The sequence below is a fragment of the Telluria sp. AIW5 genome (assembly GCF_056680575.1).
Map to the genome: position 1 here is coordinate 1,872,398 of NZ_CM155289.1, position 24,523 is coordinate 1,896,920.

Genomic DNA, 24,523 nt, shown 5'->3' on the forward strand with positions numbered 1-24,523 from the left:
CCCTCGGGGCCGCCGCGGCCATTTTTGGTTTGTGCGACCTGGCCATCCTCATGACGGATGAGATGCTGGTGCAGGCCCGGTATTGGTCGACTCATCGGACGGCCGCAATGCTGTCTGCAGGCGGGGAATCGCCAAGATAAACGTTGTTCCTTCAGTTGCGTCTGACGTGACCTCAACTCGTCCGCCGTGCGCATGGACGATTTTGCGCGAGATGTACAGGCCGATACCGGGGCTCGTGCGCTCGGTGTAGTCGTTGTCGTTTCCGTTGGCATTCGCCGCCATGCGTACCATCGGATTGAAAATGGCCGATACCGGAAATTGCTGGCTCGTCCTCGCTACCGGCGAGCGTCACCGTGACAGCCTGGTCCGGGTTGCCGTACTGGATTGCGTTGCCGATCAGCTTAGACAACACCGGGGCAATGCGGCTGTCGTCAAACATGGCGTCGAGCCTGGGCGGGAGGTGCAGGTTGATCAGGCGTTCGGGATGGCAGGTGCGCAACTCATTGACCACCTCTTCGCACACGGCAACCATGTTGCCTTGCTTGACCCTGATCGGGATGCCGGGACCCGGGTGCGTACGCGTAAAATCGATCAGGTCGTTGATCAGCTTGCTCATGCGTTTGCTGCCGTTGAACATCCTGGTTGCGCTGACGGAAGCCAAGCCGGTACTGGCTGTTCGAATGCAAAAAAACCGCCGGGCTTGCGCCGGGCGGTTTTTCAGTTTGAATGCCGGTTTAGCGTGTGACGGTACGGGTGCCGACCACTTCAATCGTCACGCGGCGGTTCCTGGCACGGCCCTCGGCAGTCGCGTTGTCGGCCATCGGCTGGGCTTCGCCCTTGCCTTCGGTGTACAAACGTGCCGGATCCAGACCTTTCGATACCAGGTAAGCCTTCACCGCATCGGCTCGGCGCAGCGACAGCTTGCTGTTATACGCGTCCGAACCGATCGAGTCGGTGTGTCCGACGGCGATCATCACTTCGGTGTTCATGCCCTGCAGTTTCGCCATCAAGTCGTCGAGTGCCGCTTTGCCGTCGGGTTTGACGATGGCCTTGTCGAAATCGAACAGCGCCTCGGCGGCGAACGATACCTTTTCCGAGACCGGGGTCGGCTCGGCGGCCGGCGTCACCGGGACGACGCGCGGTTCTTCCTGGGGTGCCGCGGCCGGAGCAGGGGACGCAACGAACGCCTTTGCCGCTGGCCGGCCAAACTTGTAGACCAGGCTGACGGATGCGAGGTCGACGTCGCCACGATTGCCGACCGCGTCATTCACACGATAACGCTCGACTTCCCCGCGCAGCGCCAGGGCTTCGCTCAGCTTGTACTCCACGCCGAGCCCGACTTTGGCGTCGCGCCGGCCCCCGTGCGGCGGGTTCGGGTTGGTCACGGCATCGAGCCGGTTTCCGCTGAAATGCGTGCTCGCCCTCGCATACTGCACGCCTGCGCGGCCCAGCAGCGACAAGCGTTGGGTGAGCGGCAATTGGCCGACGAGGTCGACATTCACGCCGCGCAACTTGGTTTCACCGCGCAGCAGGCCATTGCCTGAGGTCGTCGCCGCGAAATCGAACTTGCCGAGGTCGAAATAACCGGCCTCGACCGCGAAATACTGGTTCAGTTGCTTGCCGACGAACAGTTTGAAGCCGAGGTCGCGTTCGTCCTTGCTGAAGCTGTTCAGGCTGGCGCCGTTGGCCGTCAGGCTGCGGGCCAGGCGCTCTTCATCGATCTTCGCGCGCGATTGCCCGACACCCGCACCCATGTACCAGGCGCTGTTCGCCCAGTCCGGATTGACGAAGCTAGCGTCGGCTTGTGCCGTCTCCGGGCTGGCCGCCTGGGCGCTCATCATGGTTGCGCAGGCCAGTGCGATGAATGCGGCGAGTGTGCTTGAGGTTTTCATTGTGTTGTTTTTCTTTGGGTAAGTGGATTATTTGGTGATCTGGTTATTGCTCAGGGTGACCGCAGCGGCCGACAGCACGCGGCCATTCAGCAGCGTGGTGTTGTCGCCGACCGTGATGGCGGCCGACTGGCCCAGGATCGATCCCTTGAAGGCGCTATTGGCGCCCAGCGTGGTCGGGCCGACCGGCACCCAGGTCACGTTCTCGGCGCTCGCGCCGTTGGTCAGGGCGATGACCGAGTTGGCGGTGGTGTTGAGCGTGAGTGCGGTGCGGAACAGGTAGAGGCCCGGGCCGTTCAGGGTCAGGGTGCCGGTCACGCTGATGGCGCCGGTGTAGCAGTAGACGCCAGGTGCAAGCACCAGGCCGCCGAGGTCGATATCGCCGGCGAAGCTCACGTCGCAGCTGCGGCCGTTGGCATCGACAATGGCGGTCTGCAGGTCGGCCAGCGCGTTATTCAATACGGCGCCCGACTTGTAGTTGGTGTAGCCGGAAGCCTGGACAGGATCGGTGGTCTGCGACGGCGAACCGACATCGCCCGTCACGAAGGTGGTGCCGCCCGAATTGTTGGTCAGCGAGGTGCCGGCCAGTACGCCAAAGTTCGCGGCACTGCGCAGGCCGATCGATGCCGGCGCCGGGAGCGGTGCCGCCGTGATTGTCAGGGTAGCGCTGGCCGATTTGCCGTCGCGGCTGGCCGTGATGACGGTGGCGCCTTCAGCGATGCCGGTAGCGACGCCGGTGCCCAGGACGGTGGCGATCGCGGGACTGGCTGCGGTCCAGGCGGAAGTCGCGGTGATGACGGCGGTCGAATTATCCGAGAAGGTGCCGATGGCGACAAACTGCCGCGCAGCCCCGACCGCGGCAAAGGCGGTTGCCGGGGTCACGGCAATGCTGGCCAGGGTAGCCGGGCTCGTGGTGGCGGTGGCGAGCGCCGTTTTTCCGGAGAATGCCGCCGTGATCGTGGACGATCCGGCCGCGACATAGGTCATCAGGCCGGTGCTGCCGACGCCCACCGCGGCCGGGGTAGCGGATACGAATGCGGTATTCGCGGTCACGTCGAGCACCGATCCGTCCGAATAGGTGGCAAATGCGGCGAGCTGGCGCGTGGTGCCGGCCGGGGAGGTGGACGTTGCCGGGGTGATTGCCAGCGATGCGAGCGCCGCGGGCAGCACCTTCAGGCTTGCGCGGCCGGTCTTGCCTGCGAAGGCGGCGCTGATGTCCGAGCTGCCGGCCTTGACGCCGAGGGCGATACCGCTGGTGGCATTGACGGTGGCGACGGCCGGGGTGGCCGAGGCCCAGGCGGCATTGCGTGTCACGTCGCGCTCCGTACCGTCCGAATAGACGGCAGTCGCGACGAATTGCTGGGTGACGCCGATTGCCACCGACGGCGCCGCCGGCGTGACCGCCACGCTGACGAGGTCCGCAGCAGGGACCCCGAGAATCGGATCACGGCCCTGGTCGCCGCCGCCGCAACCGGCGAGGAGCGCGGCGCCGACGAACCCGGCAGAACAGAGAAGTAGTTTGGTGCTGCGTTTAAAGATGTTCAAAGAGTGCTTTCTTGTTGAGTGTCGTTTCCGGGATTCTCCGCACAGGTTTGTGTGGAAAGGGGAGGAAACAGCGGAAGGCGCCTGACGCAACGGCTTCCGAGGACGAACTATTGCCTTTCGACACCCCCCAACTCCGTTCGGTACCGCGCATAGCGACAAGTATTTTCCGAATTTCAAGATAAGTGTCGTATTGGATACGTTCTGCGGGCGCCAGCGGGTGTGGGGTTCACGCCGTCGGGCGATCGCTACAGCAGCCAGTCGATCGGCAGCATCGACATCAACGAGACGGTGGCGCGCTCGCCCAGGCCGGTGCCCGGCTCGACGTCATGCCGCACAAGGGCTTTCCCGCGCCGCTCGAGCCAATACAAGCGTCCCTCGGGCGACAGGCGAACTTCGTACGCCTCCGCCGGCATCCGTTCGTCGAATGCGGCGAAGATGCGGCGCGCTAATACGGGACTGTCGATCACAAAACCCATTTCGGTGTTCAGCGACGCGGAGCGCGGATCGAAATTGAAGGAACCGACGAACACGCGGGAGCGGTCGACGGAGAACGTCTTGCTGTGCAGGCTGGAAGCCGAACTGCCCTTCAAGCCCAGTACCCTTCTTCGCGCCGAGGCCTGCGTCAGGCTTCGCAGCTCGTAGAGCGACACGCCGGCCTCGAGCAGCGCCTTGCGGTGCTTGGCGTAGCCCGCGTGCACTGCGGCGACGTCGGTCGCTTCCAGGGAATTGGTCAGCACCCTGACCTTGACACCGCTGTGGGCCAGGGCCACGAAGGCATCGGTTCCGGCCTGCGTCGGCACGAAGTAGGGCGACACCAGGTTCAGGTCCGTCACCGGTTCGCCCATCGTCTTCTTGAGCTTGTTGAGGACGAGGCTGCGGGGCGTTTCCAGCCCGAGTCCCTTGGCGGGATCGTCGCTGACCAGGCGCGCGCCCGTCCATTCGAAGTCCAGTCGTTCTTCCAGCAGCTCCCTGGCAAACGTGGAGCCATGCAAGGCACGCGTGTAGGCCAGGGCGCGCGGGCTTTGCTCGATGCCTGCCGCGGCGGCCGACAGGGCGTCGAGTGCAAGCTTGTCGACGCTGCGCAGGAAGCCCGCGACAGGATAGGATGAGTTGCTGTTCCAGTAACGGTCGAAGTCTTTCGATACCTCGGTAACGACAGATCCGATTGCCATGACGTCGAGGTCCGCGAACAGCACGTCGTCGGCAGCGCCGAAGTATTCGTCGCCCACATTCCGGCCGCCGACGATGGTGACCTGGTTATCGACAGTGAAGGACTTGTTGTGCATGCGGCGGTTGGCACGGCTGAAGTCGGTCAGGTAGCCGAGTGCACGCATGCTTCGCATGACAAATGGATTGAACAGGCGAACTTCGATGTTCGGGTGTGCGTCGAGTGCAGCGAGCAAGGGATCGAGTCCCTGGGTATTGTTATCGTCGAGCAGCAGCCGGACCCTGGCCCCGCGCTCGGCGGCCTCGCGCAAGGCCGCGAACAGCAAGGTGCCGGTCATGTCGTTGTGCCAGATGTAGTACTGGACATCGAGGGTCCGTTCGGCGGCCTGTGCCAGGAGGACGCGCGCGGCAAAGGCGTGGCGCCCATCGGCGAGGGGATACACACCGGATTTGCCCGGGTGCCCCGTGACTCCTGCAGAGACCGCCCGCCCGAGCCGGGTGGCGCCCGTATCCAGGTCGGCTGTGGAGCCGGGCCGGTTCGCCAGCGGCGGCAGGGCGCTGCAACCCGTGATCGACAACAGGAGCAGGCAAAGCGCGAGTGCGCGCAGGGCACGACTCGTTTTCATGTCCCGCCACAGCGCACCTGACACACGAAACAGGTTGGCGGCAAGCCCTGCGCTCCGAGGTACATGCCGGTTCAGGATGAGTGCAGTCATATATTTGCTTCCCAATTGCGTGAGTCAAAGAAATGGCTTTTCACGAGGAACGCGATGCCAGGTCAGCCGTGGCGGAGAAAGCCGCAACAAGGCCAAGACCTTGGCCGCAGCGAGCGCCGCAACGGGCGATGATTACCTCAAGTGATACCGGGCTCCGTTCGGTACCGCGCACAGCAACAAGAGAACATTCAAACTCGCAATATTTCTAGGTGTTATGAAAGCCCCGTGCTACGCTCCTGTCTCGTCGGGAATCACCGCGAAACAATTCTCCAGGCATGCCGTGCAAGACCCGAATCAAAACCACCTTCTCTCAGCCCTGCTCGACGCCGAGTTCGAGCGCCTTTCTCCTCATCTCGAGTGCATACCTTTGCGCCTTGGCGACGTGTTGTGCGAGTCCGGCGGTACCCTGGACTATGTGTATTTCCCGACGACGGCGATCATCTCCCTGCACTACCTGCTGGAAAACGGCGGCTCGGCTGAAATCGCCGGCGTGGGCAATGAGGGCGTGCTGGGGGTGTCGCTCTTCATGGGCGGCGGCAGTACCCCGAGCCGGGCGGTGATCCAGACCGGCGGCCACGGCTATCGCTTGCCGGCGCGGATACTGATGGAAGAATTCAACCGGGCCGGCCCGGTCATGCGCCTGTTCCTGCGGTATACCCAGGCATTGCTCACCCATATGTCGCAGACCGCGGTATGCAACCGCCACCATACCGTGGAGCAGCAACTGTGCCGCTGGCTGCTGCTGACGCTCGACCGCCTGGGCACGGGCGAATTGACGATGACGCAGGAGCTCATTTCCAACATGCTGGGAGTGCGCCGCGAAGGCGTGACCGAAGCGGCCGGCCGGCTGCAGGGGCGCGGCCACATCAGTTATCGGCGCGGCCACATTTCGGTACTCGACCGGGCAGGCCTCGAAGAGCATGTGTGCGAATGCTACGGCGTCGTCAAAAAAGAATTCGGCCGGCTGTTATCGGACGTACGCCAGCGCCAACCTGCGGGTTTGTCCCCGCGCGCTGCCTGACAGCGCCGTATCGCCACCACCTCCCGGACCGGGACCTGCGCTCCTTGTCCGCACTTTGGATAGCCCTATGCAACACATCAAAGATTTTTCTGTCGAGCGCCTGATGGCCATTGGCCTGGCGTCCACGCTCGCTGCACTCCTGCTGGTCGGCGCCATCGCGCTCGAACAGCTGAGCGGCGGCGCGGCAGCGGCGCACATCGGGCTGGTCATGGGGCTGTTGCTGTGTTTCCTGGGAGGCTTGCTGTTGCTGGCACAGCGGCAGTCGCGCGTGCGCAGCGCCGAGCAGGCGAAGCTGTTGTCGGCCCCCCTGTTGAAAGCCGGTGCCCTGCAGGACGCTATTTTCAACAGCGCAAACTTTTCGAGTATCGCCACCGATGCCGACGGCGTCATCCAGATCTTCAACGCGGGTGCGCAGCGCATGCTTGGCTATGCGCCGGAGGACGTGGTGAACAAACTCACGCCGGCAAGCATATCGGATGCGCAGGAGTTGATCGAACGCGCAGCGTCGCTCAGTAGCGAGTTTGGCAGCGCGATCCGTCCTGGCTTCGACGCGCTCGTCTACAAAGCGTCGCGGGGCATCGAAGACATCTACGAGCTGACCTATATCCGCGCGGACGGCACGCGCTTCCAGGCCCTCGTGTCGGTCACGGCGCTGCGCGACGACGAGAGCAAGGTGATTGGCTTCCTGCTGATCGGAACCGACAATACGGCGCGCAAGCAAGTCGAGGCCGAACAGGCGCTGCTCGACCAACGGCTGCGCGACCAGCAGTTCTATACGCGCTCGCTCATCGAATCGAACATCGATCCGCTGATCACGACCGACCCGCGCGGCATGATCAGCGACGTCAACCACCAGATGGAAATGCTGACCGGCCGCACCCGGGATGAGCTGATCGGTGCGCCTTTCAAGAGCTGTTTCACCGAGCCGGCGCGTGCCGAGGAGGCGATCACCCGCGTGCTTCAGGAAAGCAAAGTCACCAACTATGAACTGACTGCGCTGGCGCGCGACGGCACGAAGACGGTCGTGTCGATCAACGCGACGACCTTCCACGACCGCGATCGCAAGCTGAAGGGAGTCTTTGCCGCGGCGCGCGACGTTACCGAGCGCAAGCACTTCGAGCACGCCCTCCAGGAAACCAACGTCGCGTTGCAGCTTGCGAGGGAAGCGGCCGAAAAAGCCAACCTCGCGAAATCGGAATTCTTGTCGAGCATGAGCCACGAGCTGCGCACCCCGCTCAATGCCATTCTCGGCTTTGCCCAGCTGATGGAGTCCGAAGTGCCGCCGCCGGCACCGCGCCAGCAGCGCTCGATCGACCAGATCCTCAAGGGAGGCTGGTACCTGCTGCGCCTGATCAACGAGATTCTCGACCTTTCCATGATCGAGGCGGGCATGGTGACCATGTCGCAGGAATCGATGTCGATCAACGATGTGCTGCAGGATTGCAAAGGAATGATCGAGCCCCAGGCAAGCAAGCGCGGTATCGCCATGAACTTCCCGGAACTCGACAACGTCTTCTACGTGCATGCCGATCGCACCCGGATCAAGCAGGTCATGATCAATCTGTTGTCGAATGCGATCAAATACAACAGCGCGGGCGGCACTGTCATCGTCGAGTGCGCCGACGGCGGCAAGGGCCGGGTACGCATCAGCGTCAAGGACACGGGTGCGGGCCTGCCTGCCGATCAGCTGGGACAGTTGTTCCAGCCATTCAACCGCCTGGGCCAGCACGACAGTGTCGAAGAAGGGACGGGCATCGGCCTCGTCGTCACCAAGCAACTGGTGGAGCTGATGGGGGGGCAGATCGGCGTCGAAAGCACGGTCGGCACGGGGACGGTGTTCTGGGTCGAGTTCGCCGCATCGACCCCGCCTGCCCTGGCACTCGACAATATCGACGAGATGTCGCTCGAACGCCGGCACGCCATGTCGCTCGCGTCCGGCGATCAGCCGACCCTATTGTATGTGGAAGACAACCCTGCCAATCTGGCCTTGGTCGAGCAGCTGATCGGGCGTCGGGGCGACTTGAAGCTCCTCACCGCGATCGACGGCCATCTCGGCATTGAACTGGCCCGTGCTTACCTGCCGGACGTGATCCTGATGGACATCAACTTGCCCGGCATCAGCGGTTATGGCGCGCTCAAATACCTGCGCGACGACCCCGCCACGGCGCACATCCCGGTCCTGGCGCTGTCGGCGAATGCCGTTCCCCGGGACATTGAAAAAGGGCTGGAAGCTGGTTTCTTCCGTTACCTCACCAAGCCGATCCGCGTTCACGAATTCATGAACGCGCTCGACGTGGCCTTGCTGCATGCAGCCAGCCTCGGCCTGCCTGAGCCGGCTGAACACGGCCAATAACGCATATCCCGAGGAAGTACCATGCTTGAATCCGCCGAAATCCTGAACGCGACCATCCTGATCGTCGATGACCAGGAAGCGAACCTTATGCTGCTCGAGCAAATGTTGCTCAACGAGGGCTATAAAAACATCACCACCACCCAGTCGCCCCGCGCGGTCTACGATCTGCACGAGAAACACCGTTTCGACCTGATCCTGCTTGACCTGCAGATGCCCGAGATGGATGGTTTCGAGGTGATCGAAGAACTCAAGAAAATCGAACAGGGCAGCTATCTGCCGGTCCTGGTGATCACCGCCCAGCCGGCGCATAAGCTGCGTGCCCTGAAAGCGGGCGCGAAAGACTTCGTCAGCAAGCCCTTCGATTTCGTCGAGGTACAGACGCGTATCTACAATATGCTGGAGGTACGCCTCCTGTACCGCAGGCTGAATGACCACAACCGCCTGCTCGAGCAGACCGTGCTTGAACGCACCGCCGAATTGCGTGAAAGCGAGGCACGTTTCCAGCGCTTCACCGAGCTCTCGTCGGACTGGTACTGGGAGCAGGACGCCGGCGGCAAGCTTACCCGGTTCTCCGGTCCGGTAGGGGAAATGCTCGGTATCGGCGCCGGTGCAACCGAGGCCGAGCTGGCGGCGGCAGGCTGGAATATGCGGGAGCGGGCGACGCTGGACGCAAAAATCGCGAACCGACAACCATTTCTCGACTTTATCTACAGCCGGACCTTGCCGGACGCGCGCGTCCAAACCCTGCAGGTCAGCGGCGAGCCGATGTTCGACGCGGCCAGCGCGTTTTGCGGCTACCGGGGGATTGGACTGGACGTCAGCGAACGCATTCAACGGGCCTGATGGCGGGGGCAGGTTGCCACGGATGCCCTGCGTTGCAACCTGGCCTTCCTTCACATTGCGCTCTTCCGGGATCTCGAGCGCAACGCCGGCTGGGGCTCAGGTGCTCATGCCGCCGGCCGGGAGTGCGCGCTCAAGGGCGTCGCGGCCAGGTGGCGCCACCGTTGGTGTTGACCATGCCCGTGTCTGCCCGGCTTTGGCGGGCTTCGCAAGGGATGCCCGCCCGTCGGGGCAGGCGCATGGCCAGCATGCACAGGCCAAGCGCGAACAGTGCCAGCGTCGCCGGCTCGGGGACTTCGCCCGGCGGCAAGGCAGCCGCGCCAAAGCCGCTATATCCACTGCTGCCGTAGTCGGCCGCCAGGCTCGGCGAATAGGCGCTGCAGTCGTTGGAAACCGTGTTGCCGATCATCGTGACGGCGCCTGCCAGCGCCATTGCCCGCCCACACACGATGCTGGCAGCGGAACCAAAGCTCACACTTTGCCGGGCCAGGAGATTTCCCGCGAAAACAGTACCGGCACCCAAGGTCGCTGAACTGCCGACCTGGAAGTACAGTCCGTTCGTGCTGGTGCCATTGATCACATTGAGGACCGCGTCCGGCGCGGTGGTCAGCGTGCTGCCGATCTGGAAAACGATGACGCTATCCGGGTCGTTCCCGAAATCGAGCGTGAGCATGCCGGTCAGTGCTGCCGATGACGTGAAGCGGTAGACGCCCGACCCAAGCACGCCAAAGCTGCCAAGGTCCCGGCCGCTCAGGTCACTGCCACCCGTCAAGGCTGCAAGCCGCTCGTAGGACGCGTTCGCACTTGTCTGCGCCTGCGTCGCGGCGGCGGTGCCCCGGATGGTGCCGCCGGAGGCAAACGTGATGTTGCCGGCGCCTGTGATCGACGACCCAGGCGCGACCCCAAGGTCGCCGTGCAGCACGGTGGCGTTGGTATTGGTGACCGACTGGGCGCCAAGTACGGCAAATTGCTGCGCCTGCCCAAGGAAGGGAATCACGCCAGCGCTTGCGGACGCGCAGATCAGTGACAGGGCGATGGATAAAGCCAGTTGTTTGGGGTGCATGTGTCTCTCCAGGAAAGTCGATGGACAATGTAACTAATACGACATATGTTGCCTAAACGACATCTGAGGAGTATTACATTAAGAACAACTACTCTACCATTGAGAATCGTCGGAACCGGTCTGGGCGAGCAATATCGCGAGAAAGTGCCCAATGTTCGGTTCCGAACGGAACTCGGCCTGGTGGCAGAGCATGATCGCCCCGTCGTCGATAAGGCCTCGCCTGACCTCCCGCAGCGGCGTGCTCATCGAACTAAAGGATCCACCATGAAATATTTCCTGATCTTGCTCACCTTCGCCTGCAGCGTCGCCCTGTCTGCTTCCCAGCCGCAGGACCCTTTTCCGGTGGCGCAAGTGATCGCCGGCCCGGCGGGCACGCCCAGCGCTACTGGTAGAACGGGTGCAGTTGGCGCCGATGGCGTGAAGGACGACAAAGCGAAGTCCGGAAATACGCTCCTTATCTTGCCACAGCACTAATGACGGCATGACTGGCAATGCCAGTCGGCCGCTGCCGGGGGAGGCGGAGGCGGAACCGGGCGGCCAAACGCCCATCCAACCAGTTATCACAGAGATCGGCGAAAGGTGGCTCCCAATGTCTGGTTCAACGATGGTGCTCGTGGCAGCGAGCGCGTTTGTGCTTAGCCATTTCCTGCTGTCCCATCCCTTGCGGGCGCCGCTGGTCAGGGCAGTCGGAGAAAAAGGTTTTCTTGGCCTCTACTCGGCCATTGCCCTGGTCACCTTCGGCTTCACTATCTGGGCCTACCGACAGGCGCCGGCGACCAGGCCCTTGTGGAACGTGGGCGACGGTCTCTGGGCATTCGTCACTGTCATGATGCTGGTCGCGTCGATCCTGCTGCTCGGATCCTTCATCCGCAATCCGGCCCTGCCCGGCGCCATTGGCGGCGCTGCGACGGCACAGGCAAGCGGCGTGTATGGCGTCACCCGTCATCCCATGATGTGGTCGTTCGCCATCTGGGGCGCCTGCCACATCCTGGTTTACCCGGTGGAGAAAAACATCATCCTGGCCGGCGCCATCATCGTGCTGGCCCTGGTGGGCGCGGCGCTGCAGGACCGCAAGAAGGCGCTGCAGGACCCCCAGGGCTGGGCCGCCTGGCAAAGCCGCACCGGCTATTGGCCGTTCGCGGCCATCGCCCAGGGCCGCGCGCAGTTCGGCGGCTTCGGCATGCATGCGCTCGGCGGCGGGCTCGTGGTCTGGCTGCTCGCCACCTGGGCGCATATGCCGATTGCCGGCTGGCCGGCGGGGATCTGGCGCTGGCTGACCTGATCCAGGCCGCGCCAAGCCTCGCCGAACGATACGTCGCTTGCCCTACCCGAAAATCTTGCCCGGATTAAGGATGCCGTGCGGATCCAGCGCCCGCTTGAGAAGCCGCATCGTGGCCAGCTCGTCCTCGCTGCGCGAATAGCCCAGCCAGTCCCGTTTCAGCACCCCGATCCCGTGCTCGGCCGAGATCGAACCGTGCCGGCGCCGTACCAGGTCGTACACCAGCGCGTCGATCTCGTGTTCCGGCTGTTCGCCTTCGCAGACCTTGACGGCGATGTGGATGTTGGCGTCGCCCACGTGGCCGAAAAACACGCTTTGCACCTCCGGCCAGCGGCTGCGCAGCGCTTCCCTGCAGGCGATCACGAAGTCGCCCAGCTCGCTCGTCGGAATGCTGATGTCGAAGCCGACGTGGGGGCACAGCACGCGCTGCAGTTCGCCCGAGCCGTCGCGCACGGCCCACATCGCGGCCGCCTGCGCCCCGGACTGGGCGATGACGGCGTCCTCGACGATGCCGGCTTCCAGCGCCGCTTCCAATACCTGTTCGAAGCGGGCCTGGTCGGCCTCCTGTTCCGACCCCAGCGCTTCGATGAGCAGATAGCCGCCATGGCCTTGCTCATGCCGCAGCGGCGCCGCGCGCCCGGGAATGGCGGTGACGAGCGCGTAGAAATCGGGCCACATGAATTCAAAGGAGGACAAGGTCCCGGGCAGCGACTGGCGCATGTGCTGGAGCATGCGCAGCACGGCCTCGTAGTCGCGCACCGCGCACAGGGCGGTGCAGGTGCTGCGCGGCTGCGGCTGCAGGCGCAGCACGGCGCGCGTGACCACGCCCAGCGTGCCCTCGCTGCCGATGAAGAGCTGCTTCAGGTCGTAGCCGGTATTGTTCTTCAACATTTTGTCGAGCGAAGACAGCACGGTGCCGTCGGCCAGCACGGCTTCCAGTCCCAGCACCTGCGCACGCGTCATCCCGTAGCGCAGCACGCGGTTGCCGCCGGCGTTGGTGCCGATGTTGCCGCCGATCTGGCAGGAGCCGCGCCCGCCCAGGTCGACCGGGTAGAAGAAACCGGCGGCCCAGGCTGCCTCTTGCACTTCCTGCAGCGTGGTGCCGGCCCATACCGTCATGGTGGATGCAGCGGGGTCGATCTCGATCACGCCGCGCATCAGTTCCAGCGACAGCAGCACGCAGCCGGGCAGCGGCGTGGCGCCGCCGGCCAGGCCGGTGCGCCCGCCTTGCACGACCAGCGCCACACGGGCCTCGTGGCAGGCCTTCAATACCGCCGCCACCTGCGGAACGCTGCGCGGGCGGACCAGGGCCAGCGGGCCCGGGCCGGACAGCGCGTGCATGGTGTCGGCCAGGTAGGCCGGGCCGATGTCGGTCCCGATGAGGCATTGGTCCGCATCGACCGCCTGGCGCAGGCGCGCGAGCACGCCGTCGATCTCGTGATTGGTGTGCATGTTCAGCCCATCCTTCCAGGTAGCCACAGCGCGATCATCGGGAATGCGATCAGGATCAGGAGGCGAATCAGGTCGGTGATGACAAACGGGATCACGCCCTTGAAGATCGTGCTGAAGCTGACATCCTTGACCACGCTCTTGATGACGAACACGTTCATCCCGACCGGCGGGTGGATCAGGCCGAGTTCGACCGTCATGACAATGATGATGCCGAACCAGATCGGATCGAAACCCAGGCCGACGACGATCGGGTAAATGATCGGCACCGTCAGGATGATCATCGCCATGGCGTCCATCAGGCAGCCCAGCACCAGGTACATGAGCATGATCAGGGCCAGCACGCCGTAGGGCCCGAGCCCGAGGCCGCTGAGCAGTTCCGTGAGGCGCTGCGGCACCTGGGTGATGGTCAAAAAATACCCGAACAGCAGGGCGCCGATCAGCACCGTGAACACGGCCGCCGAGGTGCGGGTGGCCGACAGCAGCGCTTCGCGGATCTGCGCGCGCGACAGCTTGCCGCGTACGACGCCGAGCAGGAAGGCACCGCCGGCGCCCATGCCGCCCGCTTCGGTCGGCGTGAACACGCCGCCATACAGGCCGCCGATGACGAAGGCGAACAGCACCAGCGGCGCCCATACTTCCTTCAGGCCGCGTACGCGCTCGCTCCATGGGCGCACCGGGCCGGCCGGCAGCATGTCGGGGCGCAGCTTGACGAGGATCGCGATCGTGACCACGTACATGAACAGGGCCAGGAAGCCCGGCACGATGCCGGCCATGAACAGCTTGCCGATGTCCTGCTGGGTGATGATGGCGTACACCGCCAGCACGGTCGACGGCGGCAGCATGGCGCCGAGGGTGCCGCCGGCGGCGATCACGCCGGTCGAGAACGATTGCGGATAGCCGTAGCGCCGCATTTCCGGATAGGCGACACCGGCGAAGGTGGCGGCCGTGGCGACGGACGAACCGCAGATGGCCGCAAAGCCGCCGCAGGCGACCACGGTGGCGACCCCGAGGCCGCCGCGCAGGTGGCCGACGAAGCTGTTGGCTGCGCGGAACAGCTCCTTGCTCACGCCCGAGACGCTGACAAAGGCGCCCATCAGCATGAACATCGGGATCACGCCGAAGGTGTAGTCGGTGACGGTGCGCATCGAGGTCTGGCCGATCAGTTTGAGGGCCGGGCCGGGACCCACCAGGTAGCTGTAGCCGGTCACGCCGACCAGGCCCATCGCCATGCCGACGGGAACGCGCAACAGCATCAATATAAACAGTACGACAAAGCCGATCAGGGCTACTGCATCAGGACTCATGTTTCCGGCCTCATTCGTTAAAGTGCGCTTCTGCTTCCGGGACTTCTTCCAGCTGCTCCGGGTGGAAGATCAGGCGCCAGGTGCGGATCGCGATGAGGAACACCGCGGCGACGTCGCCCAGCCAGCCGATCGCGAAGAAGGGCCAGGTCGGAATCTGCAAGTCGTAGGTCAATACCTGGTCGTGCCAGGTCTGCACCACTTTGTCGTACAACATGATCGTCTGGACAGTCACCACGAACAGCAGCACCAGGGTGGCGAAGACGTCGATCCAGCGCTTGCCGCGGGGGCCGGCGTTGGACCAGACCAGGTCGACCGTGATGTGGGTACCGCGGTAGCTGGTGGCGGCGATGCCCCAGAAGATCAGGATACCGAGCAGCATGCGGCCGAAGTCGTAGCTGTCCGGGATCGAGGTGTTGAAAAACTTGCGCAGCAAGACCGAGACAAAAATGTCGAGCGCGACCAGCCCGACGAAAATGGCCGCAAGCCATTCGATCGTGTCGATCGCACGATCCATCACATTGCGTTTCATTGGATTCCCCTTCCGGGCGCGCGCATGTCGTTCACATGCGGCGCGCCCGTCGAATGCACCGCAGCCTTACAGGCCGGCCTTGTTCTTCGCGAGCGCCGCCTTCAGCGAAGCCATCACGGCCGCCGGGTCCTGGCCGGCCTTCTTGACCGACTCGGCCCACTGCTTCTCGGCCGGGGCCACCGCCGTGCGCCACTGCTGCAGCTGGGCCGGGGACAGCTTGACCACATGGTGGCCGGGCTGGGCCGCCAGCTTGGCGCGGCCGCCGAACTCGAAGGCCGTCCAGGGCGCCGCCACCTTCGTGGCCCAGGCCGTGGTGCAGTGGTCGTCGATGACCTTTTTCTGGTTGGCGGTAAGCGCCGCGTACTTGGCCTTGTTCATGCCCCAGACGTAGGGCGTCGTGTAGAGCGGCACGTCGAGGTGGTACTTGGTCACCTTGTCGATGCCGAACAGGCCGATCGAGGCCCAGGGGAAGGTGATCGCGTCGGCCACGCCACGCTCGAGCATGTCGCGCGATTCGGAGGCCGAGGCTTGCACGTTGGTCCCGCCCAGCACCGTGACGACCTGGCCGACCGTGCTGGTGGCCGGGCGCACCTTCATGCCCTTGATCTCGGTCGGCAGGGTCACCTGGCGCACCGAGTGCAGGGTGCCCGGGTCGTGCACGAAGGCCATGCACACCTTGATGTCCTTCATTTCGGTGGGGGCGTACTGGCGGTACCAGCTGTCGAGGGCAGCCGTGCCGCCTTCGGCATTAGCGAACAGGAAGGGCAGCGCGGCGCCGCCGATGATGGGGAAGCGTCCCGGCTGGTAGCCTGGGCTGATGTAAGCGAAATCGGTGATGCCGTCGCGCGTCATGTCGTAATGGTCGAAGGCCTTGCCGAGCTGCTCGGACGGGAACAGGGTCATGCTGATGCTGCCGCCGGACGCTTTCTTGATGTCGTCGGCCCAGGCCTGCAGGGCAGGATTGAGCGGATGCTGGGCCGGGACCCAGGTCGACATGCGCATGGTGACGGCAGGGTCGGCGGCGTGGGCTGCATGGGCGGCGGCGAGGGCGGCCGCCAGGATCAAGGTTTTTTTCATGTTGTTGTCTCCATTTTTGAAATGATTTTTATGATCGGCTCGCGTCGCGAGCCGAGTGCAGCATGAAGCTCCCGCTCAGAACGGGTAGTGGCGCTCGGTCGTCTGCAGCGTGACCCAGCGCAGGTCGGTGAACTCGGCAACGCCGGCCTTGCCGCCGAAGCGGCCATAGCCGCTGCCCTTGACGCCGCCGAAAGGCATCTGCGCTTCGTCGTGCACGGTCGGGCCATTGATGTGGCAGATGCCCGATTCGATGCGCGCCGCCACCTTCAGTGCGCGCGCGGTATCGCGGCTGAACACGGCCGACGACAGGCCGTACTCGTTGTCGTTGGCGCAGGCAATCGCCGCCGCCTCATTGGCGACGCGCACGATCGGTTTCACAGGGCCGAAGGATTCCTCGTGATAGATGCGCATCTCGGAGGTCACGTGGTCGAGCAGGGTCGCCGCCATCAGGGTCGACTCGGCCTTGCCGCCGCAGACCAGGACGGCGCCCTTGGCCAGCGCATCGTCGATCAATTCATTGCAGCGGTGGACGGTCGCCATGTCGATCACCGAGCCGAGCACCACCGGCCCTTTGCGCGGGTCGCCCACCGGCAGCGTGCGCGCCTTGGCCGCGAGGCGCTCGACGAAGGCGTCGGCCACGGCGTCGTCGACGACGATGCGTTCGGTCGACATGCAGATCTGGCCCGAGTTCGCAAAGGCGCCGAAGGCGGCGGCATTCACCGCGGCTTCCAGGTCGGCGTCGTCCAGCACCAGCAGCGGCGCCTTGCCGCCCAGTTCCAGCAGCGCGGGTCTCAGGTGGCGCGCGCAGGCGGCGGCGATGATCTTGCCGACCCGGGTCGAGCCGGTGAAGTTGACGCGGCGCACGGCAGGGTGGGCGATCATCGCCTCGACCAGCGCCCCGGCATCCTGCGGCGCATTGGTGACGAAGTTGACCACGCCCGGCGGCAGCCCGGCTTCCTGCAGCGCTTCGACGATCAGGCCATGGGTGGCCGGGCACAGCTCCGACCCCTTCAGCACCACCGTATTGCCGCAGGCGAGCGGCAGCGCCAGCGCGCGCACGCCCAGGATGATCGGTGCGTTCCAGGGTGCCATGCCGAGTACGACCCCGGCGGCCTGGCGCATGCCCATGGCCAGGCTGCCCGGCACGTCGGAGGGAATGAGTTCGCCGCCGACCTGCGTCGTCATCGCCGCCGCTTCGGTCAGGATACCGGCCGCAAGGTGGACGTTGAAGCCGGCCCACATGGCCGAGCCGCCGGTTTCCGCCGCCACGGCCGCGGCAAAGGCCGGGCCCTTGGCTTCCAGTGCCACGGCCGCCTTCAGCAGCAGCGCGCGGCGGGCGCCCGGCCCGAGCGCGGACCAGGCCGGGAAGGCGCGCGCGGCGGCGTCACAGGCCGCCAGCGCGTCGGCCACCGTGGCGGCAGGGGCAACGGTGGCGACGCTGCCGTCGAGCGGATTGCGGCGCTCGAAGGTGGCGCCGTCGCTGGCGGCGCATTGTTCGCCGTTGATCAGAAGGGAAATCGTGGTCATGGGTGTCTCCTCGTTGTAATTGGTTGGTTCAGGCCACCAGCACTTCAGGCCACCAGCACGTCCACCAGCACCGGCACCGGCGAACGCAGTGCCTGTTCCAGCGTGGTGCGCAAGGCGGCGGCGTCGCTCACCCTGACGCCGGCGCAGCCATGGCCGGCGGCCAGGGCGACGAAGTCGATGTCGGGCAGGTCGGTGCCGTGCACTTCGTCCCCGGCGCCGAAGCCGAATACCGGCGCGAAGTCCTTCAATGCGGCGTAGCGGCCGTTGTTGACGATGACGAAGGTGATCGGCAGTTTCAGCTGGGCCGCGCTGTACAGGGCCTGGATCGAATACATGCTCGAGCCGTCGCCGATCAGCGCGATCACTTTGGCCTCGGGCTTGGCGAGCGCGATGCCGATGGCCGCGGGCATGCTGTGACCGAGCCCGCCGCTGCACATCGTATAAAAGGTTTCGCTCTGCAGCATCGGCAGGTAGCCGTGCATCACCGGGCGTGCGCTGGGCGCCTCTTCGACGACGATGGAAGCCGGGTCGCGCAGCTCGGCCAGGGTCTGCAGCAGGTAAGCCACCGACATGCGCTCGCCTGCGGCCGGCGCTTCGGCGCGCGGGCGGGGAGTGCGCGGCGCAGGCAGGGCGCGCTGTGGCGGGGCCGGGCGCGCCAATAAATCCTGCACGCCGAGGCGGATGCTGGCCACCGCCGCGGTGCCGACCGGGGCCCAGGCTGCCGTGGTCGGATCATCGGTCAGCTGGACCAGGGTCGCGCCGTCGGGCAGGTGCGGGCCGTAGCCTTCGATGTGATAGGTGAAGGCAGGCGCGCCGAGCGCGAACACGAGGTCGTGCCCGGCCAGCCCGGCGACGATCTTCTCGCGCATGGCCGGCAGGAAGCCGGCGAACAGCGGGTGGTCTTCGGGGAAGCCGCAGCGGCCCGACATCGGCGCGCCGAACACGCGCGCATTGTGGCGCTCGGCCAGTGCCACCACCGCGTCCCAGGCATTGCCGCGGTCGACGGCGGCGCCGACCACGAAGGCCGGGCGCGCGCTGGCGTCGAGGGCGTCGCCGATGGCGGCGAGCACCAGCGGGTCGGGGCGCGATTCGGTGCTGACCATGCGCGGGGTGACCATCTCGGCCGGGCGGTCCCAGTCATCGGCCGGAATCGACACCAGCACCGGGCCGCGCGGCTCCTGCATGGCGATGTAATAGGCACGCGCGATGGCCAGCGGCACGTCCTCGGCGCGGGCCGGTTCGACGCTCCATTTCACGTAGGGCTTCGGCAGTTCGGTGGCGCTGCCCGAGTACAGGAAAGGGTCGAAGGGCAGGATCGAACGCGCCTGCTGGCCGGCGGTGATCACCATCGGCGTGCGGTTTTTAAAAGCGGTGAAGATGTTGCCCATCGCATTGCCCACCCCGGCCGCCGAATGCAGGTTGACGAAGCTGGCGTTGCGGCTGGCCTGGGCATAACCGTCGGCCATGCCGACCACGACGGCTTCCTGCAGGCCGAGCACATAGCGGAAGTCGCTCGGGAAATCGCGGAACAGCGGCAATTCGGTCGAGCCTGGGTTGCCGAAGACCGCGGTCATGCCGAAATGGCGCATCAGCGCGATGACCGCGTCGCGTACCGTGGTCTGGGGAGGCGTTGTGGAGACGGCGGAAGCAGGGGAGACGGACATGGATTTCCTTTCAGCATTTATAACATTTCTTGTCTGAAGTATCCTTGGCTTCCCCATGCCCGACAATTGCATTGTCGGGTAAAAGTCATTACAGTTCGTTATGGATTTCGACCGACGCCAGCTGTCCGCCTTTCTCGCCATCGCCACCCACGGCAGCCTCGGCCGTGCCGCCGAAGTGCTGCACCTGACCCAGCCCGCGCTCAGCCGCACGGTGAAACGGCTCGAGGAGCAGATCGGGGCGCCGCTGTTCGAGCGCAATTCGAAGGGCATGCTGCTCACCCCGGTAGGCGAGACCTTGCTGCCGCATGCCAGCCTGATGGCGCGGGTGGCCGAGGATGCCGGCAACGAGATCCGCGCGCTGCGCGGCCTGGAGAAGGGCACCATCAAGGTCGGCGGCATCGCCAGTGCGGTCAGCATGATCCTGCCGCAGGCGATCGACGGGGTGCTGACGCGCTGGCCCAACCTGCAGGTGCGGGTGCTCGAGGGCGTGTGGGACCGGCTGGCCGAAGCCCTGGCCAAGCACGAGATCGACGTCGCGCTCGCCGAGGCCACGGCCGAAAGCGAGACGGTGGTGCCGATCGCCGACTGCGCCTGGACCGACAACACCTATATCGTGGCCGCGATCGACCATCCGCTGCAGCGCGGCCAGGGCCAGGGTCGCGGCCTGGCGCTGGCCGACATCCTGGACCAGCGCTGGGCCTGCACGCCGCGCGGGACGGCGCCCTGGCTGCACATGCAGCGCACCTTCCGCGCGCATGGCTTGCCGGCGCCCGAGATGGCCGTCGAGACGCGCTCGATCATGGTCATGAAAAGCCTCATGAAGCATGCCGGCTTCCTGTGCTGGATGGCGGGGCCGATGTTCGAAAACGAACGTGCGGCGGGCCTGTTCAAGGCCCTGCCGCTGCCCGACCTCGGGGCAGGGCGGACGCTGACCGCGTTTCGCCGGCGCGACGGCATCCTGCCGGCGCCGGCGGCCAAGCTGCTGGACGAATTGCGCCGGATCGCCGCACACGCGCCGCCGGCGCAGCGCTGGCAGCGCCAGTGAGTCCCGCCAGCTTGCGCTTCCCCTCGAACGAGAAACGGCCGGCGGGATCCTGGCGCCTGCGCCCAGCGGACTGATTCAGGAGCGCTTCTGGCGTCCGATTTCCGCAGCGGCGCGAACAATGGCGCGACGAGTAGCAGCTTCCTTATCGGTGCCCCATATTTCGCGTGGCACCGGCAGCTCGCCCCTCCCTTTGCAAGAGGCTGTGACCGAAGGAATCTCAGCAGCAACGTGAAAGCGCATCTCGATATCCAGCCTTACCGCGAGGCGCAGCGCATGGGCGTCATCTTCCAGGGGATCCCATCGCCTCACTCCCTGCGGCCGCTTGTTGCCGCGCTCGCGGATAAAGACTTCAAACTCCTCACCGTCGTCTTCAATCCACAGCGCGATACCTATCGCCTTGGCCGCCAGCTCCAGCAGCCTCTGATCGCTCTCGACCATGCTCATGTCGACGTCCTCATTCCTCGTCGAAGGGCAGGGTGTTGATGAAGTTCGCCAGCCGTTTCGCTTCGTAACTGGTGAGATCTGAGGGCAACGATAGCGTGATTTTCACGCCTGGGCGCAAGGTGTACTCGTGGTCGAGCGTCTCGTCATCCGCAAAGGAATACATTTCTTCCTCGAGGTCTTCCTCACCAACTTGTTCGATCTCCTCGATCTCACCAGCGTACGCCTGTCCGACATCGGTCAGGCGCGCTCCCCACTTGAAGCGGGACTGGCCACCACGCCGACCGTTTACAAAAGTACCAAGATCGTGCTCTGCAAGACGCTTGAACAGTTCGATAACCTCAGCGCGACTGCCCTTGGTCCAGTTCATGCCTTGCTCGACAGTCGTTACGGTTGCGTTCCTTTTTCGAGGGGAAAGGGTCTCGAAGAAGCGGCGATTGACATCATTGAGTCCAGCCAACGTCAAAATAGCTTTCCTGTTTACGGGTTTATGATCACTCATTTTTCATCTCCATTGGCTGTTTTGGTGACGTAATTCTACCAAAAGAATTCTTAGTTGGTCAATGGGTTCTTTATTCACCAATAAGGATCTCTTTAAATATTAATGGGGATGGAAGGGAACGGGATATTGAGCGGTGTGCGGCCGCCGAGGAAGTTCAAGCGCCGGTCCTTCCGCAACGCGCTCGATCGCAGCCTTCGCCTGCGCCACAGGGTTCCATCAATCACATGTCGATGCCCGACATAGGCATGACCGTGACGGGGATTGGGCGGCAATTGTGGCGCCGACTGCCGCTATTGCTGTTCAGTCAGATCAGTTCGACTCATCGCCGTCTGACCAACCGAACGAAATTTCGTTCACTCAGCCAGACAGACCCAGCGGATTCAATCCTCGACGAACACCACCGCCGTGCGCGGCGGGATGGTGAAGGCGCCGCTTGCGCTGTCGTAGCCCGCAGCGGCCGCACGCTTGTCGCCGGCCTCCGGCCTGGTGTGCACCGGATGCAGGCGCATGCCCTTGCCGCGCGCTTGCGGATCGAGCACGGTGTGCGCCACCTTGTCCACGTTGATGAAGTAACGGATGCTGTTAAAACCTGCGCCGGGATAGCCGCGGCCGTCGAGATGCGCGGCGATCACGGTCGGCTCCTGCTGCGGCCCGACGTTGAAGAAACGCAGGCGCTGCGCAACATCATGGGCGCAGTGCAGCCGGAACAGCGTCGAACTCGCACGCATCGCCAGCAGGTCGCGGAAGGCGTCGCGCGTGTAGGCGATGTCTTGCGGCGTCGGGCGTAGTGCCGGATTGGCCAGCAGCGGCTTGAACAGCGGCCAGTCGTGCGCATTGTCGGGCGCGGGCGGCAGGCCGGTGCCGAAGAAATTGGTGCGATAGGTCCAGTCGAGACGGTTGAACCAGTCGCCCGAATTGAAGCTGTTGCGGTCCAGCGACTTGGAGCGCAGGATGTCGGACCCGGCGTGGAAATAGGCCACGCCCTGGCTGAAGGCGTTGATGGCCAGGCCGAGGATCTGGACGCGCGCGCGGTCCGCGCTCGACGTGTCGAGCGGGAGTTTGAGGGCGTTGGCATCGTACAGGGTCTGGTTGTCGTGGTTCTCGACATAGTTGACGGTTTCGCCGGGTGCGCTGGCGTAGCCGGCCGGCTGGCCGCCGTAGTGCATTTGTTCGAGCTTGCGGGTGACGCCATCGGCATTCTCGAACGGGTAGCTGCGCAGCGTGCCGGCCAGTCCGACACGGATCATGTCGGCGGCTTGCAGCAGGTCCGCGCGCGGACGTTGATCCGCCCTGGCGTTGGCGTCGTAGACGAGGCCATTGATATAGCCCTGCTGCTTGACGACGGTGTCGCCCGCATCCCCGGAACCGCCGCCGCGCGCGGCGTCGCGGGCGCGGTCGCTGAAGGTGCCGATGCCGCTGCCGTTCAGCGACAATTGCGAGGCCTGGACGAAGCGCGCGCCGTTTTCGACTTCGCCGAAATTCCAGCCTTCGCCGATCAGCTGCACGCTGCGATTGGTGGCCATGTTCACCGCCGCCTGCAGGCGCTCCATCATGGCGCGCGGCTGGTGGCCCATCAGGTCGAAGCGGAAGGAGTCCATCCGATACTGCTTCGCCCACAGCACCGCCGAGTCGATCATGAGTTTACCCATCATGGCGTTCTCGGTGGCCGTGTTGTCGCAGCAGGTCGACTGGGCGACGGCGCCCGCCGCGTCGAGCCGGTGGTAGTAGCCGGGCACGATGCGGTCCAGTACCGATTTTTCCTTCTGGCCGGCGGCGAAGGTGTGGTTGTAGACCACGTCCATGCCGACGCGCAGGCCGGCACGGTGCAGGTTCATCACCATGTCGCGCAGTTCGAGAATGCGCCGTGCGCCGTTCGATGGATCGCTGGAGTAGCTGCCTTCGGGCGCGTTGTAGTGGTACGGGTCGTAGCCCCAGTTGTAGCAGTCGGTGTGCGCGGTCTTCATCACCAGTGCCTGCTGGCGCTCGCTGTCGGCGGCGCCGGCCGGTTTCGGCACGGCGCATCCGCGCTCCGGGACGCTGGCGATGTCGTACACCGGCAGCAGGTGGATGTCGGTCAGGCCCGCCTTCGCCAGCGCCTGCAGATGGCGCATGCCGTTCGAGTTCGTCTCGCCGAAGGCCGTGTACTTGCCGCGCTTTTTGACAGGGACGGTCAGGTCGTCGCGCGAGAAGTCGCGGACGTGCAGTTCGTAGACCGCCATGTCGGCTTGCGCCTTGACGGTGTCCGGGGCCTTGTCTGCGTCCCAGCCTGGCGGTTTCAGGTTCGCGGCGTCGAGGTCGGCGATGTAGCTGCGCGTCGAGTCCGTGGTGAGGCTGACGGAATACGGATCGGTGACGAGGTTGCGCACCAGGCCGGCGCCGTCGGCGACGACGTCGACGGCGTATTGGTAGTAGCGGCCGGAGAGGTTTTTCGGGACCTGTGCGCGCCAGGCGCCGGTGCGCGCGTCGAAAGCGAGCGGGTGGATGGCGCGGGCGCGGCCGGCGTCCTTGTCGTAGACGCAGACGGCGGCCTGCTGCGCGGTGGGCGCCCACAGTGCGAAGCCGGTGCCGTTCTTGCCGGGCGTCGCGCCGAGGTCGGGGATGGTCTGGGCGGCGGCGTACAGGTCGTCGAGAGCGCCGGCTGCTTGCAGGCGGGTGGCGGCGAGGACGGTGCCGTCAGCGTCCTCGCGCACGAGGACCAGCTGCTCGCGGTGCAGCTGGGCGAGGCGCGGCAGGTCGGTGTCGCTGACGGCGAGTACGGGGCCTTTGCCCACGTACTTGAAGCGTTCGGCGGCTTGCGGCGGGACCGCGCCGGCATACGGGCGCAGCTCCACCACGCCCGCCGCGCCCTCGACCTTCGCACCCGGCCTGGCCTGGATGGCGCCGGTGGGAGAATGATAGAGGCGGAAGCGGCCCTCAAGCGGCACGCCGGGCCATTGGGCGAGGCGGCGGTCGAGCCAGACGGCGCGCGCTTCCAGTGTCGCCGGCGCGGCGTGCAGGACGGTGGCGAAGGCTGGGCTGTCGCAGGCTTGCAGCGGGATCGCGGCCTGGGCGCTGCCGGCAAGGCCGAGGAGAGTAAAGAATGCGGTGTGGCGGAGGGACGGAATCATTA

Annotated in this window: 21 protein-coding genes; 7 read left to right on the top strand and 14 right to left on the bottom strand. The window is 65.0% G+C overall.

Translation table 11 applies throughout. The annotated features are described in order from the left end of the window. Nucleotides 1–48: 48 nt before the first annotated feature. Nucleotides 49–291 carry an ATP-binding protein gene (locus tag AC1MEM_RS08225; protein WP_499476529.1) on the bottom strand — a complete coding sequence of 81 codons (243 nt, stop codon included), beginning with the start codon at nucleotides 289–291 and terminating at the stop codon, nucleotides 49–51. Between AC1MEM_RS08225 and AC1MEM_RS08230 the strand changes: the two genes are divergently transcribed. Then, the gene (locus AC1MEM_RS08230; RefSeq protein ID WP_499476530.1) at nucleotides 281–745 is read left to right on the top strand and encodes a hypothetical protein; all 465 of its coding nucleotides are present in this window, start codon (nucleotides 281–283) and stop codon (nucleotides 743–745) included. The two genes, AC1MEM_RS08225 and AC1MEM_RS08230, sit on opposite strands and share 11 nt — an antisense overlap. Here the strand turns inward: AC1MEM_RS08230 and AC1MEM_RS08235 are convergent. The 3 genes from AC1MEM_RS08235 to AC1MEM_RS08245 form a co-directional block, all read right to left on the bottom strand. Then, entirely contained in the window at nucleotides 735–1,892 is a 1,158-nt protein-coding gene (locus AC1MEM_RS08235) for an OmpA family protein (protein ID WP_499476531.1), read from the bottom strand. The two genes, AC1MEM_RS08230 and AC1MEM_RS08235, sit on opposite strands and share 11 nt — an antisense overlap. Before the next feature lie 27 nt (nucleotides 1,893–1,919). Beyond that, complete coding sequence (locus AC1MEM_RS08240) at nucleotides 1,920–3,434, bottom strand: ice-binding family protein (protein ID WP_499476532.1); 1,515 nt, start codon at nucleotides 3,432–3,434, stop codon at nucleotides 1,920–1,922. Nucleotides 3,435–3,679: 245 nt separating this feature from the next. Beyond that, a complete protein-coding gene (locus AC1MEM_RS08245; RefSeq protein ID WP_499476533.1) occupies nucleotides 3,680–5,227 on the bottom strand; it encodes a phospholipase D family protein in 1,548 nt (515 codons plus the stop codon). Between the two features lie 370 nt (nucleotides 5,228–5,597). Between AC1MEM_RS08245 and AC1MEM_RS08250 the strand changes: the two genes are divergently transcribed. The 3 genes from AC1MEM_RS08250 to AC1MEM_RS08260 all read left to right on the top strand — a co-directional run bounded on the left by AC1MEM_RS08250 (nucleotide 5,598) and on the right by AC1MEM_RS08260 (nucleotide 9,534). After that, nucleotides 5,598–6,338 (top strand): Crp/Fnr family transcriptional regulator, encoded by a 741-nt coding sequence (locus AC1MEM_RS08250; RefSeq protein ID WP_499476534.1) that lies wholly within the window; start codon nucleotides 5,598–5,600, stop codon nucleotides 6,336–6,338. 67 nt (nucleotides 6,339–6,405) lie between these two features. Beyond that, nucleotides 6,406–8,691 (top strand): PAS domain-containing hybrid sensor histidine kinase/response regulator, encoded by a 2,286-nt coding sequence (locus AC1MEM_RS08255; protein ID WP_499476535.1) that lies wholly within the window; start codon nucleotides 6,406–6,408, stop codon nucleotides 8,689–8,691. Between the two features lie 21 nt (nucleotides 8,692–8,712). Then, nucleotides 8,713–9,534: a response regulator gene (locus tag AC1MEM_RS08260; protein WP_499476537.1), complete on the top strand. Its 822-nt coding sequence runs from the start codon at nucleotides 8,713–8,715 to the stop codon at nucleotides 9,532–9,534. Between the two features lie 130 nt (nucleotides 9,535–9,664). Here the strand turns inward: AC1MEM_RS08260 and AC1MEM_RS08265 are convergent, their stop codons facing one another. Then, entirely contained in the window at nucleotides 9,665–10,594 is a 930-nt protein-coding gene (locus tag AC1MEM_RS08265; RefSeq protein WP_499476538.1) for an ice-binding family protein, read from the bottom strand. A 264-nt stretch (nucleotides 10,595–10,858) separates the two neighbouring features. On the opposite strand from AC1MEM_RS08265, the gene AC1MEM_RS08270 reads away from it, so the two are divergent. Both AC1MEM_RS08270 and AC1MEM_RS08275 read left to right on the top strand, forming a co-directional pair. Continuing rightward, the gene (locus AC1MEM_RS08270) at nucleotides 10,859–11,068 is read left to right on the top strand and encodes a hypothetical protein (protein ID WP_499476539.1); all 210 of its coding nucleotides are present in this window, start codon (nucleotides 10,859–10,861) and stop codon (nucleotides 11,066–11,068) included. 115 nt (nucleotides 11,069–11,183) lie between these two features. Beyond that, nucleotides 11,184–11,876 (top strand): NnrU family protein, encoded by a 693-nt coding sequence (locus tag AC1MEM_RS08275; RefSeq protein ID WP_499476540.1) that lies wholly within the window; start codon nucleotides 11,184–11,186, stop codon nucleotides 11,874–11,876. A 42-nt stretch (nucleotides 11,877–11,918) separates the two neighbouring features. Here the strand turns inward: AC1MEM_RS08275 and AC1MEM_RS08280 are convergent, their stop codons facing one another. The 6 genes from AC1MEM_RS08280 to mdlC all read right to left on the bottom strand — a co-directional run bounded on the left by AC1MEM_RS08280 (nucleotide 11,919) and on the right by mdlC (nucleotide 19,426). Next, a complete protein-coding gene (locus tag AC1MEM_RS08280) occupies nucleotides 11,919–13,325 on the bottom strand; it encodes an FAD-binding oxidoreductase (protein WP_499476542.1) in 1,407 nt (468 codons plus the stop codon). Nucleotides 13,326–13,327: 2 nt separating this feature from the next. Beyond that, a complete protein-coding gene (locus AC1MEM_RS08285; protein WP_499476544.1) occupies nucleotides 13,328–14,629 on the bottom strand; it encodes a TRAP transporter large permease in 1,302 nt (433 codons plus the stop codon). Between the two features lie 10 nt (nucleotides 14,630–14,639). Next, a complete protein-coding gene (locus AC1MEM_RS08290; RefSeq protein ID WP_499476545.1) occupies nucleotides 14,640–15,158 on the bottom strand; it encodes a TRAP transporter small permease in 519 nt (172 codons plus the stop codon). A gap of 66 nt (nucleotides 15,159–15,224) precedes the next feature. After that, complete coding sequence (locus AC1MEM_RS08295) at nucleotides 15,225–16,235, bottom strand: TRAP transporter substrate-binding protein (RefSeq protein WP_499476546.1); 1,011 nt, start codon at nucleotides 16,233–16,235, stop codon at nucleotides 15,225–15,227. Nucleotides 16,236–16,310: 75 nt separating this feature from the next. Further along, nucleotides 16,311–17,762 carry an aldehyde dehydrogenase gene (locus AC1MEM_RS08300; protein ID WP_499476547.1) on the bottom strand — a complete coding sequence of 484 codons (1,452 nt, stop codon included), beginning with the start codon at nucleotides 17,760–17,762 and terminating at the stop codon, nucleotides 16,311–16,313. 44 nt (nucleotides 17,763–17,806) lie between these two features. Next, on the bottom strand, nucleotides 17,807–19,426 hold the full coding sequence (gene mdlC, locus AC1MEM_RS08305) for a benzoylformate decarboxylase (RefSeq protein ID WP_499476549.1): 1,620 nt from the start codon (nucleotides 19,424–19,426) through the stop codon (nucleotides 17,807–17,809). Nucleotides 19,427–19,526: 100 nt separating this feature from the next. Here mdlC and AC1MEM_RS08310 point away from each other — a divergent pair, with 100 nt between their 5' ends. Next, nucleotides 19,527–20,471 carry a LysR family transcriptional regulator gene (locus AC1MEM_RS08310; protein ID WP_499476550.1) on the top strand — a complete coding sequence of 315 codons (945 nt, stop codon included), beginning with the start codon at nucleotides 19,527–19,529 and terminating at the stop codon, nucleotides 20,469–20,471. A gap of 75 nt (nucleotides 20,472–20,546) precedes the next feature. Here the strand turns inward: AC1MEM_RS08310 and AC1MEM_RS08315 are convergent, their stop codons facing one another. From AC1MEM_RS08315 to AC1MEM_RS08325, 3 genes are all read right to left on the bottom strand, one after another. Further along, nucleotides 20,547–20,915 carry a hypothetical protein gene (locus AC1MEM_RS08315; RefSeq protein ID WP_499476552.1) on the bottom strand — a complete coding sequence of 123 codons (369 nt, stop codon included), beginning with the start codon at nucleotides 20,913–20,915 and terminating at the stop codon, nucleotides 20,547–20,549. Nucleotides 20,916–20,925: 10 nt separating this feature from the next. Next, entirely contained in the window at nucleotides 20,926–21,414 is a 489-nt protein-coding gene (locus AC1MEM_RS08320; RefSeq protein WP_499476553.1) for a hypothetical protein, read from the bottom strand. 380 nt (nucleotides 21,415–21,794) lie between these two features. Beyond that, nucleotides 21,795–24,521 (bottom strand): alpha-1,6-glucosidase domain-containing protein, encoded by a 2,727-nt coding sequence (locus tag AC1MEM_RS08325; RefSeq protein WP_499476554.1) that lies wholly within the window; start codon nucleotides 24,519–24,521, stop codon nucleotides 21,795–21,797. Nucleotides 24,522–24,523 lie beyond the last annotated feature (2 nt).